General features: G+C 72.5%; 9 protein-coding genes. 7 read left to right on the forward strand and 2 right to left on the reverse strand.

Going from position 1 to position 12,502, the window contains the following annotated elements:
• Positions 1–76: 76 nt before the first annotated feature.
• Positions 77–1,024, reverse strand: coding sequence for a terpene synthase family protein (locus OG715_RS34650; protein WP_051742927.1), 948 nt, complete (start codon positions 1,022–1,024; stop codon positions 77–79).
• Positions 1,025–1,317: 293 nt separating this feature from the next.
• Here OG715_RS34650 and OG715_RS34655 point away from each other — a divergent pair, with 293 nt between their 5' ends.
• From OG715_RS34655 to OG715_RS34685, 7 genes are all read left to right on the forward strand, one after another.
• On the forward strand, positions 1,318–4,413 hold the full coding sequence (locus OG715_RS34655; RefSeq protein WP_266273320.1) for an ATP-binding protein: 3,096 nt from the start codon (positions 1,318–1,320) through the stop codon (positions 4,411–4,413).
• Positions 4,414–4,624: 211 nt separating this feature from the next.
• A complete protein-coding gene (locus OG715_RS34660; protein ID WP_266273319.1) occupies positions 4,625–5,710 on the forward strand; it encodes an aldose epimerase family protein in 1,086 nt (361 codons plus the stop codon).
• A gap of 309 nt (positions 5,711–6,019) precedes the next feature.
• The gene (locus OG715_RS34665; protein WP_266273318.1) at positions 6,020–7,297 is read left to right on the forward strand and encodes an extracellular solute-binding protein; all 1,278 of its coding nucleotides are present in this window, start codon (positions 6,020–6,022) and stop codon (positions 7,295–7,297) included.
• A 109-nt stretch (positions 7,298–7,406) separates the two neighbouring features.
• Complete coding sequence (locus OG715_RS34670; RefSeq protein WP_030392207.1) at positions 7,407–8,411, forward strand: carbohydrate ABC transporter permease; 1,005 nt, start codon at positions 7,407–7,409, stop codon at positions 8,409–8,411.
• Between the two features lie 36 nt (positions 8,412–8,447).
• The gene (locus tag OG715_RS34675) at positions 8,448–9,362 is read left to right on the forward strand and encodes a sugar ABC transporter permease (protein WP_266273317.1); all 915 of its coding nucleotides are present in this window, start codon (positions 8,448–8,450) and stop codon (positions 9,360–9,362) included.
• Between the two features lie 55 nt (positions 9,363–9,417).
• On the forward strand, positions 9,418–11,124 hold the full coding sequence (locus OG715_RS34680; RefSeq protein WP_266273316.1) for a glycoside hydrolase family 13 protein: 1,707 nt from the start codon (positions 9,418–9,420) through the stop codon (positions 11,122–11,124).
• A gap of 25 nt (positions 11,125–11,149) precedes the next feature.
• Positions 11,150–12,169 (forward strand): LacI family DNA-binding transcriptional regulator, encoded by a 1,020-nt coding sequence (locus OG715_RS34685; RefSeq protein ID WP_266273315.1) that lies wholly within the window; start codon positions 11,150–11,152, stop codon positions 12,167–12,169.
• Between the two features lie 55 nt (positions 12,170–12,224).
• Here the strand turns inward: OG715_RS34685 and OG715_RS34690 are convergent, their stop codons facing one another.
• Positions 12,225–12,425, reverse strand: a complete 201-nt coding sequence (locus OG715_RS34690; RefSeq protein WP_266273314.1) for a hypothetical protein — start codon at positions 12,423–12,425, stop codon at positions 12,225–12,227.
• Between the last annotated feature and the right edge of the window lie 77 nt (positions 12,426–12,502).

Below are 12,502 nucleotides of genomic sequence, written 5' to 3' on the forward strand. Positions count from 1 at the left end.
TCCTCGGCGCCGGAGGGGACCGGCCGGAGCGGGCGGGTACCCCTCGGAGGGACCGGCCGGAGCGGGCGGGTACTCCTCACGCCTCCTGGTAGCGGCCGGTGCGGCGTTCCCAGCTCAGGTAGCCGGCCAGCCAGGTGACCAGGCCGTCGGCGTAGCGCTGGGCGACGATCCGCTCGACCCGGGCCAGCCCCAGCTCCCGGTACACGTCGGGGAGCCGCTCGTACAGCTCGCGGCAGCGCTCGGCCATCAGCTGGGCCTCCGCCATCACCACCGCGCAGGCCGACTCGGCCGAGCAGTCCCGCTCCCGCTGGACGATCATCACCAGGTTGTTGACGTCGCCGCGCGGGGCCTCCAGCGGGAACGACCGGACGTCGTTGGTGAGGGAGGGGATGTCGGCGGCGAGCTGGCGGATCTGACGCAGCACCGGGTGGTGCAGGACGGCCGGCGGGACCTCGAAGTGGCCGAGCCGCTCGACCATGTCGAAGATGGTCTCCATCGCGGCGGTGCCGCGCCGCAGCACCTGGTACCCGGCCCGGTCGGGCGGGCGCGGGCTTATCCGGCCGGCCGCCTCCGCGGGGTGACTGGCCAGGTAGTACTCCCAGTTGTACGCGGCGCGCGCCTGCCAGCGCGCCGGCATGCCCTGGACGCTGCGCTCCCAGAGGTCGGCGAACGCGGTCTCCACGGGGGAGTCCCGGTCCGGCCGGGCGCCGTGCAGGACGGCCACCAGCCGGTCGCAGATGGGGGCGACCTCGGCGGGGCGGCGGCCGAGCGGGCCGTCGAACTGGTCGTCGAAGAGGAAGTAGAAGCCCATCAGGTCGGCGGCCAGGGCGAGTTCGTCCGGCCCGGCGTCGGGGTAGCCGAGGGCGGCGAGGTCGACGACCTCCCAGTGCGCGTACGACGGGTGGGTCGGGTCGGCCAGCAGCGGGTGGCGGGTGAGCCAGGCGCGGTGCAGTTCGGTGGCGTACGGCCCGTGGGCACTGCGACGGTACGGGAACGGAATCTGAAGTGAGGTGTCGTCAGACATCGGACTCCCGGAGCTGCGGAGGGTGGGGGCGCTTAAGGTATTGCTGCTGTCGGTGGGGGAGTTGGGGCTGCACGGCCGGGTGGTGACGGATTGTCACGACATGATCAACTCGGCGTGCGGGCCGTAGAGTATCCGATGCAATGATCCGACGTTAGGGATATAGGGCAATTGCCCTCGGCAAGCCCGCCGAACCCTCGATCTCGGCCCCCGCCTGCGTGAATGCGCTCCACCACACCCCCGGCGGCGCTACTCTCGGCTCCACGAGCAGGGAACGGCGAGGTGGAGGCGCGACGGTGACCGAGCGGGACAGCGAATTCCGAGCGGAGGCGACGACCGGCGCGCGGGAGGCGGAAGGCGCCCCCAACCGGGTCAGGTTGCGTGACCGCGACGCCGAAATCCGCTCCGCCGAGGCGGCGGTGGACAAACTCTGCCGTGACTTCGCGGCCGGCGGTACCGAGATCGGCGAACTCCTCACCTTCTCCGGCCGGCCCGGCATCGGCAAGACCACCCTGCTGCACGAGGTCCGCCGGATCGCCAAGCTGCGCCCCAACGCCACCGTGCTGTTCGCCCGCGGCGGCGAGCGCCAGTTCAACGAGCCGTACCACGTGCTGCGCCAGCTCCTCCAGCCGGTGCTCGGCAGCCTCGGCCCCGGCGAGTTCCGCCAGGTGATGGGCACCTGGGAGGAGGTCGTCGGACCGGCCATGGGCCTCAAGCAGCCCAAGAAGGGCGCCCGCCGCCTCGACCCGCAGGGCGTCCGGGACGGCCTGGACTTCGTCCTCACCCAGCTCGCCCCGCGCCGCGCCCCGCTGGTGATGCTCGTCGACGACCTGCACTGGGCCGACCTCGAATCCCTCGGCTGGCTGGCGCAGTTCGCCGTCCGGGCCCGCGAACTGCCGGTGCTGCTGGTGTTCGCCTACCGCGACGACACCGCCGACTGGCAGCAGGAGTCCCAGGACCACCACCGTGCCGTCGCCTCCCTGGCCACCCGCCGGCACCAGCTGAGCCGGCTCTCGCTGGTCGCCGTCACCGACATCATCCGCGCCGAGCTGGGCGACCGGGCCGAGGACGCCTTCTGCTACGAGTTCTGGAACGTCGTCAACGGCAATCCGTTCGAGGCCGTCGCCCTGCTCGACCAGGTCCGCGACCAGGACCTCGACCCGGTCGAGGAGAACTCGGTCCAGCTCCGCGAACTCGCCGTCGACGCCACCGGGATGACCCTCAAGTCCTGGCTGGACCGGCTCGGCGCCGCCACCCTGCGGTTCGCCTGGGCCGCCGCGATGCTCGGCACCGACATCCGGCCCGACCTCGCCACCCGGATCTCCGCCCAGTCCACCGAGGGCGCCCGCGAGTCCGTCAAGGAACTGCGCAAGCAGCGCGTCCTGACCGCCACGCCGAACGGCAACCTCGAATTCGTCCACCCGCTGATCGCCAGCTCGATCTACAACACCATGCCCGAGGCCACCCGGACCGGGATGCACGGCGTGGCCGCCGCCGAGATCGAGAACGCCGGGCTCGGCCTGCTCGCCGCCTCCCGCCACCTGGTGGAGACCTTCGCGGGCGAGGGCGACGACCGCACCGTGCGCAAACTCCGCCGGGCCGCCTCCGAACACCTGCTGATCGGCGCGCCCGAGGCCGCCCAGCGCTGTCTGCACCGCGCGCTCGCCGAACCGCCGGACGACCAGGACCGCGCCGAGGTGCTCTACGAGCTGGGCTGCTCGGCCCTGCTGACCGACCCGGTCGCCACCGTCAACCAGCTGAAGCTCGCGCTCGACCCGGAGGAGGGACCGCTGCGCCCCACGCTCCGGGTGGACGCCACCTTCCGGCTCTCCGAGGTGCTGGCGCACAGCGGCGAGCTGCGCCAGGCCGCCCTGGTCTGCCAGCAGGAGGCCGAGCAGACCTACGGGGACCCGGCGGGCCGGATGCGTCTGGAGGCCGCGTCGTTCATGTGGCACGCCTTCCGCAAGTCCGAGGAGGACGGGCCGGCCCGCTCCGCCCGGCTGGGTGCCCTGTGCGAGAGCCTCACCGGGCGCGAGGCCGCCGACCGGGCGGTGCTGGCGCTGCGGGCCTGGGACCTCACCCTGCGCGGCGCGCCCTCGGCCGAGGTGCTGCGGCACGCGGACGACGTGCTGGACAACGGGCGGCTGCCCAAGGGGCTCGGCTGGACCGACAACATCTGGGGCTTCGAGCTGCCCGCCACGCTCGGCCTCTCCTACACCTACAACGACCGGATCGCCCAGGCCGAGCGGCTGTTCTCGGACGCCATCGTCCAGTTCGAGGTGGCGGGCTGGTCGGGTGCCCACCGGGGCTTCGCCTACTTCCTGATGGGCCTGGCCCGGTTCCGGCGCGGTCTGCTGGCCGAGGCCGAGGACTTCCTGCGCCGCGCGCTGCGGCTCTCCGAGCGGATCGGCTCCAAGCTGCCGCTGGCCTGGGACGCGGTCGGCGTACTGATCGACACCCTGATCGCCCGCGGCCGCAGCCAGGAGGCCTGGGAGCTCGCCCTCGACTTCGGCTTCCACCCGCCGTACCACGCCACCGCGATGGTGCTGCCGGACGCCGCCTCGCTGTACGGCAAGCTGCTGCTCGCCGTCGGCCGGCCCGCCGGTGCGGCCGCGGCGCTCACCGAGGCCGGCACCCAGCTGGACATCCGGGGCTGGCACAACACCGTCTGGGCGCCCTGGGCCGCGCACCTGGCCATCGCGCTCGCCGAGGACGAGCCGGAGCGGGCCCGCGAGTACGCCCGCCGCTCGGTCGCCGACGCGGAGCGCTTCGGCACCGCCTCGGCGATCGGGACGGCGCTGCGGCTGCACGCCCAGATCGAGGACGGCCAGCAGGCGGTCGAGCTGCTGGAGCGGGCGGTGGCCCACCTCGGCCAGTCGCCGGCCGGCTACGAGCACGCCGTGGCGCTGGTCGACCTCGGGGCCGCGCTGCGCCGGGTCGGCCGGCTGGAGGACGCCCAGGAGTACCTGTACCAGGGCATCGAGCTGGCGCAGCACTGCGCCGCGGACGGGCTGGTCGACCGGGCGCGGCGCGAGCTGGCCAACTACGGCCTGCGGCCGAACCGGCTGGGCGACGTGCGGGAGACGCTCAGCCAGCCCGAGTGGGACGTCGCCGAGCTGGCCGTCCGGGGCGTGCCGCCGCAGCGGATCGCGGACCGGCTGGCGCTGCCGCTCAGCCTGGTCAACCGGCGGCTGGCCGCGGTCTACCGCAAGGCGGGCAGCGGGCCCGACGGTCTGGCCGCGGCCCTCGGGCTGGCGCCGGAGCAGCGGTCGGCCGAGCCGTGGGCGCCGGTGCCGCGCGACGGCTCGGACCCGGCGGAGCCGGTGGCGCTCCCGGAGCTCCGGGCACGTCCGGAGCTTCCCGAGCGGTCGGACCGGCCCGACCGCTTCTGACGGTTCCCGTTGAGGTGTTGACCGGTTTCGACCGGTTGTCACCGCTTGCATGCTCCTGCGGCTGCCCGGGCGGCGCGCGCGGACCCGATGAGCGCCCTGCCGGGCCTGCGGCTGACTAGGCTTGACGCCGACCCGGGCCCGTACAGGGTCCGGGCGGTACCCCGGTCAAGGGCGGGCGCGCACCCCGTGGCCCGCCGGTGAGGAGCAGGTCATGGCGACGCCCCCGTCGAACGGGTCGCGGACCACCAGCGTGCGGCGCGAGCCCCTGGACCCCTCGGGGGCGGGCTCCGCGATCGAGCGGTGGACGCTTCGGGCCGGCCCGTACGAGGCGAGCGTGCTCACCCTCGGTGCCACCCTGCACACCCTGGTCGGCCCCGACCGGGACGGCCGCCCCGGCCAGGTGCTGCTCTCCAGCGACCGGATCGCCGACATCCTCGGCCCGGCCCGGCACTACGGCACCGTGGTCGGCCGGTACGCCAACCGGATCGCCGACAGCCGGGTCGGCCTCGACGGCGAGGAGCACCCGCTCGCCCCGACCGGCGGCGGGGTCACCCTGCACGGCGGCCCGGACGGCTTCGCCAACCGGATGTGGGCGGCCGAGGAACTGCCCGACGGCGTCCGGCTGCGGCTGCACAGCCCGGACGGCGACCAGGGCTTCCCGGGGGCGCTGGACGTCACCGTCGACTACACCCTCGACGCCTCCGGCGAGCTGGCGATCCGCTACCGCGCGGTCACCGCCGCGCCGACCGTGGTCAACCTCACCAACCACGCCTACTTCAACCTGGGCGGCGAGGGCTCCGGGGACGTCCTCGGCCATCTGCTCACCCTGGACGCCGACGGGTACACCCCCGCCGACGGGCGGCAGATCCCGTACGGGCGGATCGAGCCGGTGGCCGGCACACCGTTCGACTTCACCTCCGCCCGGCCGATCGGCAAGTCCGTGCACGACGAGCACCCGCAGCTGACCGGCCCGGGCGGCTACGACCACAACTGGGTGCTGCGCCCACGCCCGGCGGACGGCGCCCCGGCCCCGGCCGCGCGGCTGGAGGACCCGGTCAGCGGGCGGACCCTGGAGGTGCTGACCACCGAGCCGGGGATCCAGGTCTACACGGCCAACGGCTTCCGCGGCGCGGTCAGCGGCGCGAGCGGGGTGCCGTACGGGCCGTTCTCCGGGGTGGCGCTGGAGACCCAGCACTTCCCGGACTCCCCGCACCACCCGGACTTCCCGAGCACCGTGCTGCGGCCGGGGGAGGAGTTCCGTTCGACCACGGTGTTCCGGCTCGGCAGCACCGGCTGACGGGGGCGCTGCAAGAGCCTTTCACCACGGAGGGTGGCCCCGGCGGCAGCTGTCGACCGGGGCGAACCGGACAAAGCGCCACAACTTCCCTGCCTGTCAACTACCGTGCGGCAACGCGATGGACACGCGGGTGTAACGATCGCTTTTTCTTGCAGAAACTTGCTGCAAGGGCTTTCCGCGACTGTTGCCCCGCTGTTAACTTCCTTCCCGAGCCCGGCGGCAGCAACGGTGCGGTCGGCGCGAGGCAAGGCAGCCATTATGCGCCTGTCTCCCACTATTTCGGGCACCCCCACCCTCCAAGGAGTTCTCATGCGGCGTGGCATCGCGGCCTCTGCCCTCGTTGTGGCCCTCGCGGTCTCGATGGCTGCCTGTGGCAGCAGCGGCTCCAGCTCGGACGGCAAGGCCGACGGGCCGGTCACCCTCACCTACTGGGACACCTCGAACGCCACCAACGAGGCGCCGAACTACCAGGAGCTCGTCAAGAAGTTCGAGGCGGCCAACCCGAACGTCAAGGTCGACTTCGTCAACGTGCCGTTCGACCAGGCGCAGAACAAGCTCCAGACCGCCATGGGGGCCAAGGGCGCGCCGGACGTGTTCCGTTCCGAGGTCGGCTGGACCGCCGCCTTCGCCAAGGGCGGCTACCTGGAGCCGCTGGACGGCACCCCGGCCGCCGCCGACTCCGCCAAGTTCCAGCCCAGCCTGATCCAGCAGGCGAGCTACCAGGGCAAGCTCTACGGCGTGCCGCTGGTCACCGACACCCTCGGCCTGCTGTACAACAAGGAGCTCTTCGCCAAGGCCGGCATCACCGCCGCCCCCACCACCTGGGACGAGCTGAAGACCGTCGCCGCCACGGTCAAGGACAAGGCCGGCGTGGACGGCTTCTGGCTGAAGGCCGCCGACGGCTACTACGCGATGCCGTTCCTCTTCGGCGAGGGCACCGACACCGTCGACGCCAAGGGCAAGAAGATCACCGTGGCCGGCCCCGAGGCCGTCAAGGGGATCGAGACCTACAAGTCGCTGTTCACCGCGCCCGGCACCGCCAAGGCCGACGTCACCACCGACGCCTACGCGCACATGATGGACGCCTTCAACAGCGGCAAGGTCGCGGCGATCGTCCAGGGCCCCTGGGAGATCACCAACATCTACAAGGGCTCGGCCTTCGCCGACAAGGCCAACCTCGGCATCGCCCCCGTCCCGGGCGGCTCGGCCGGCAAGGGCGGCGCCCCGACCGGCGGCCACAACATCTCCGTCTACGCCGGTGCCGACGCGGCCCACAAGGCCGCCGCCGAGAAGTTCGCCGCCTTCATGACCTCGGCCGAGAGCCAGGCGTTCATCGCGCAGAAGAACTCCACCCTGCCGACCCGCGACGACGCCTTCACTCCCGAGGTCAAGGCCGACCCCGGGATCGCCGGCTTCCAGTCGGTGCTGTCGAGCGCCAAGCCGCGCCCCGAACTGCCCGAGTACAGCTCACTGTTCGCCTCGCTGGGCACCAACCTCGGCAAGGTCGTCCAGGGCACCTCGACCCAGGACGGCCTGAACACCGTCGCGACCGACTACGCCAAGCTCCTCCCGGGCTTCGCCAAGTAGTCCCTCACCGCAGCCGTCCGGCCCGCCGACCCCCGGCGGGCCGGGCGGCCGGACCCGTAGCAGCAGTCGCCGAAGCGAGGCGGCGGACCTCCCCGAGAAGGTGTCGAACATGTCAGTCGCCGTGCAGGGCGCCACCGGCCAGGGCAGCCGGCAGCGCGATCCGCGTCCGGGCCTGATGGAGCGCCTCAAGCGCTCGTACGCCAAGCACTGGTACGCCTACGCGATGATCGCACCGGTGGTGCTCGTCCTCGGCGTCCTGGTGCTCTACCCGCTCGCCGAGGGACTCTGGCTCACCCTCACCGACGCCAACAGCCTCAACGCGGCCAGGAAGATCGGCGTCAACGAGATCCCGGCGAGCTACCACTTCGTCGGCCTCGACAACTACGCCGACATCCTCTGGGGCCCCGGCTCCTACGACCGCTTCTGGTCGCACTTCGTGTGGACCATCTCCTGGACCGCCCTCTGCGTCGGCCTGCACTACACCATCGGCCTCGGCCTCGCCCTGCTGCTCAACCAGAAGCTCCGCGGCCGCGCCGTCTACCGGATGCTGCTCATCCTGCCGTGGGCCGTGCCGACCTTCGTCACCGTCTTCTCCTGGCGGCTGATGCTCGCCGACGGCGGCGCCGTCAACGGCCTGCTCTCCGCGCTGCACCTGCCCGAACCCGGCTGGCTGGACGACCCGCTGGCCCAGAAGGCCGCCGCCGTCCTGGTCAACACCTGGGTCGGCGTCCCGTTCATGATGATCTCGCTGCTCGGCGGCCTCCAGTCGATCCCGGCCGAGCTGTACGAGGCCGCCGAGATGGACGGCGCCACCGCCTGGCAGCGGTTCCGCCACGTCACCCTGCCCGGGCTGCGCACCGTCTCCTCGACCGTCGTACTGCTCGGTGTGATCTGGACGTTCAACCAGTTCGCCGTCATCTTCCTGCTGTTCGGCGCCAACGGCGCTCCGGACGCCCAACTGCTGGTCACCTGGGCCTACCGGCTCGGCTTCGGCCAGCAGCCCCGGGACTACGCGCAGTCCGCCGCCTACGGCGTGATCCTGCTCTCCATCCTGATCGTCTTCACCGGCTTCTACCGCCGCTGGCTCGCCCGCAACGAGCGCGCGAACGGCTGACCCGGCGAACCGTACGACCACGAAGGAGGCACCCCGATGAGCACCACCACCGACCGACCCACCCCCCGCGCCGCCGCCCGCACCGCGGCCCCCGCCGCCCGGCCCGCCAAGGTCCGCGCCCGGGGCGAGAGCACCCCGCTCGCCAAGGCCCTGATGCACGGCGCGCTGATCCTGGCCAGCCTGGTCGCCCTGTTCCCGGTGGCGTGGATCCTCTACGTCTCGCTCGGTCCGGACAAGACCGACTACCTGCACCCCGGCGCGATCCTCGACAAGATCACCTTCTCGAACTACCGCACGGTGCTGTTCGACACCGACTTCACGACCTGGTTCGGCAACGCCTTCCTGGTCTCCGGTGTCACCACCGTGTTCGGCGTGATGATCGCCGCCTCCACCGGCTACGCCGTCTCCCGGATGCGCTTCCCCGGCCACAGGCCGCTGATGTGGTCGCTGCTGGTCACCCAGATGTTCCCGATCGCGGTGCTGATCGTGCCGATGTACACGATCCTCTCCCGGCTCGGCCTGCTGGACAGCTACCTCGGCCTGATCCTGGTCTACTCGACCACCACCGTGCCCTACTGCGGCTGGCTGCTGAAGGGCTACTTCGACACCATCCCGGTGGAGATCGACGAGGCCGGCCGGGTCGACGGGCTCTCCCCGTTCGGCACCTTCTGGCGGCTGGTGCTGCCGCTCGCCCGCCCGGGCCTGGCGGTCGCCGCCTTCTACTCCTTCCTCACCGCCTGGGCCGAGGTCGCCTTCGCCTCCACCTTCATGCTCAGCTCCGACAAGTACACGCTGGCCGTCGGCCTGCAGACCTTCGTCAGCGAGCACGACGCCCAGTGGAACCTGATGGCCGCCACCGCGGTGCTGATCGCGATCCCCTCCTCGGTCCTCTTCTACCTGGTGCAGCGCCACCTGGTGACCGGGCTGACCGCCGGCGCCTCGAAGTCCTGACCGCCGGCGCTCCCCGTCCTGACTGCTCCTCCTCCACCCCCAAGGGATACCGTCCATGACCCAGAACCTGGCCGACACCTCCCGGCCCGCCGCCGACGCCACCGCTCACGAGGCCGGTGCCGGCGCGGACAGAGGCTGGTGGCGGGACGCGGTCATCTACCAGGTGTACCCGCGCAGTTTCGCCGACTCCAACGGCGACGGCATGGGCGACCTGCCCGGCATCCGCAGCCGCCTGCCCTACCTGCGCGACCTCGGCGTGGACGCCGTCTGGCTGTCGCCGTTCTACGCCTCCCCGCAGGCCGACGCCGGCTACGACGTGGCCGACTACCGGGCGGTGGACCCGATGTTCGGCACCCTGCTGGACGCGGACGCGCTGATCCGCGACGCCCACGCGCTGGGCCTGCGGATCATCGTGGACCTCGTCCCCAACCACTCCTCCGACCAGCACGAGTGGTTCCAGCGCGCCCTGCGCGAGGGCCCCGGCTCCCCGCTGCGCGAGCGCTACCACTTCCGTCCCGGCCAGGGCGAGAACGGCGAACTGCCGCCCAACGACTGGGAGTCCATCTTCGGCGGCCCGGCCTGGACCCGCTCGGAGAACCCGGACGGCACCCCCGGCGACTGGTACCTGCACCTGTTCGCCCCCGAGCAGCCCGACTTCGACTGGGACAGCCCGGCCGTCGCCGACGAGTTCCGCTCCATCCTGCGGTTCTGGCTGGACATGGGCGTCGACGGCTTCCGGATCGACGTCGCCCACGGCCTGGTCAAGGCCCCCGGCCTGCCCGACCTCGGCGGCGGCGACCAGCTCAAGCTGCTCGGCAACGACGTCATGCCGTTCTTCGACCAGGACGGCGTGCACGAGATCTACCGCAGCTGGCGCAAGATCCTCGACGAGTACCCCGGCCAGCGGATCGGCGTCGCCGAGGCCTGGACCCCGACCGTCGAGCGCACCGCGAACTACGTCCGCCCGGACGAACTGCACCAGGCCTTCAACTTCCAGTACCTGGGCACCTCCTGGGACGCGGCCGAGCTGCGCGGCGTGATCGACCTCTCGCTCGACTCGATGCGCCCGGTCGACGCCCCCACCACCTGGGTGCTCTCCAACCACGACGTCACCCGGCACGCCACCCGGTTCGCCAACCCGCCCGGCCTCGGCACCCAGATCCGCACCCCCGGCGACCGCGCGCTCGGCCTGCGCCGCGCCCGCGCCGCCACCCTGCTGATGCTCGCCCTGCCCGGCTCCGCCTACGTCTACCAGGGCGAGGAGCTCGGCCTGCCGGACGTCACCGACCTGCCCGACGAGGTCCGCCAGGACCCGTCGTTCTTCCGCCAGGCCGGCCAGGACGGCTTCCGCGACGGCTGCCGGGTCCCGATCCCGTGGTCCGGCACCGAGGCCCCGTACGGCTTCGGCCCGGACGCCGGCGGCCCGTCCTGGCTGCCGCAGCCCGCCGAGTGGGCCGCGCTCAGCGTCGAGGCGCAGACCGGCGACCCGACCTCCACCCTGGAGCTGTACCGCTCCGCGCTGGCCCTGCGCCGGGACCGCGACGACCTCGGCGCCGGCCGCGAGGTCGAGTGGCTGGAGAGCCCCGAGGGCACCCTGGCGTTCCGCCGCGGCTCCTTCGTCTGCACCGTCAACGCCACCGGCGCCCCGGTCGCGATACCGGCGCCCGGCCGGCTGCTGCTGACCTCCGCCGGCGCCGACCCCCGGGTCGTCGACGGCGAGGCGGTGCTGGCCGCGGACAGCACCGACTGGTGGGCGGTCTGACGTGGTTGCAATAGGCTCTGGGACCGTGACTACGGCGCGACTCTCAGACATCGCGGCGCAGGCGGGGGTCAGCGAGGCCACCGTCTCCCGCGTGCTCAACGGCAAGGCGAACGTCTCCGCCACCACCCGGCAGACCGTGCTGGCGGCGCTGGACGTGCTCGGCTACGAGCGGCCGACCCGGCTGCGCCAGCGCAGTGCCGGGCTGATCGGACTGATCACCCCGGAACTGAGCAACCCGATCTTCCCGGCGCTGGCCCAGGTGATCGAGCAGGCGCTGAGCCGGCACGGCTACACGCCGGTGCTCTGCACCCAGACCCCGGGCGGCTCCACCGAGGACGAACTGGTCGAGATGCTGGTCGACCGGGGCGTGGCGGGCATCGTCTTCGTCTCCGGCCTGCACGCCGACAGCACCGCCGACCACGACCGCTACGCCCGGCTGGCCGGGCGCGGGGTGCCGTTCGTGCTGATCAACGGCTACAGCGAGAAGATCGACGCGCCGTTCATCTCGCCGGACGACCGGGCCGCGATGTGGATGGCCGTCCAGCACCTGGCCGAACTCGGCCACGAGCGGATCGGGCTGGCCGTCGGGCAGCGGCGGTACGTGCCGGTGCTGCGCAAGATCGAGGGCTTCACGGCGGCCCTGCGGGAGGTGCTCGGGCACACCCGGGAGGAGGCCGAGGAGCTCGTCCGGCACACGCTGTTCAGCGTGGAGGGCGGGCACGCGGCGGCCGGGGCGCTGCTGGACAAGGGCTGCACGGCGATCGTCTGCGGCAGCGACATGATGGCGCTCGGCGCGATCCGGGCGGTCCGTCAGCGGGGCCTGGCGGTGCCGCAGGACGTCTCGGTGGTCGGTTTCGACGACTCGCCGCTGATAGCTTTCACCGAGCCGCCGCTGACCACCGTCCGCCAGCCGGTGGAGGCGATGGCCACTGCGGCCGTGGACGCCCTGCTGGAGGAGGTCGGCGGCAACGCCGTCCAGCGCGGGGAGTTCATGTTCCAGCCGGAGCTGGTGATGCGCGGCTCGACCGGGGGCCGCGCGCGCTGAGGAGACACCACGAGGGCCCGGGAGCGAACCGCTCCCGGGCCCCTCGGCGTTCGGCTCAGCCCTCCTGGGCGGTGGGCCGGTCCGGGGTGACCCGGTGGCCGTCGGCGGCGTCACCGGTGCGGGTCTCGGTGCGCCGGCCCCGCTCCAGGAAGTCGCGGAGGATCAGTTCGACGGCGTCCTGCGGGTTCCTGGTGCCGGACAGCATCATCGCGTCGATGGCGAGATTGGCGTCGAGCGAGACGGTGACCTGGGCCATGGTGACTCCTCCTCGGGTGCAGAGCAGCAGCATGCCCGCCGGGGCGGGCCTTTGACCATGGTTGTCCGGGACGGTGA

It is taken from the genome of Kitasatospora purpeofusca (assembly GCF_036010405.1).
GTDB lineage: Bacteria > Actinomycetota > Actinomycetes > Streptomycetales > Streptomycetaceae > Kitasatospora > Kitasatospora purpeofusca.

What these genes read in the sequence shown, in the direction of transcription:
- OG715_RS34675 (WP_266273317.1), top strand. Translation starts at nt 8,448, where the DNA reads ATGAGCACCACCACCGACCGACCCACCCCCCGCGCCGCCGCCCGCACC.
- OG715_RS34670 (WP_030392207.1), top strand. Translation starts at nt 7,407, where the DNA reads ATGTCAGTCGCCGTGCAGGGCGCCACCGGCCAGGGCAGCCGGCAGCGC.
- OG715_RS34680 (WP_266273316.1), top strand. Translation starts at nt 9,418, where the DNA reads ATGACCCAGAACCTGGCCGACACCTCCCGGCCCGCCGCCGACGCCACC.
- OG715_RS34650 (WP_051742927.1), bottom strand. Translation starts at nt 1,024, where the DNA reads ATGTCTGACGACACCTCACTTCAGATTCCGTTCCCGTACCGTCGCAGT.
- OG715_RS34690 (WP_266273314.1), bottom strand. Translation starts at nt 12,425, where the DNA reads ATGGCCCAGGTCACCGTCTCGCTCGACGCCAATCTCGCCATCGACGCG.
- OG715_RS34665 (WP_266273318.1), top strand. Translation starts at nt 6,020, where the DNA reads ATGCGGCGTGGCATCGCGGCCTCTGCCCTCGTTGTGGCCCTCGCGGTC.
- OG715_RS34660 (WP_266273319.1), top strand. Translation starts at nt 4,625, where the DNA reads ATGGCGACGCCCCCGTCGAACGGGTCGCGGACCACCAGCGTGCGGCGC.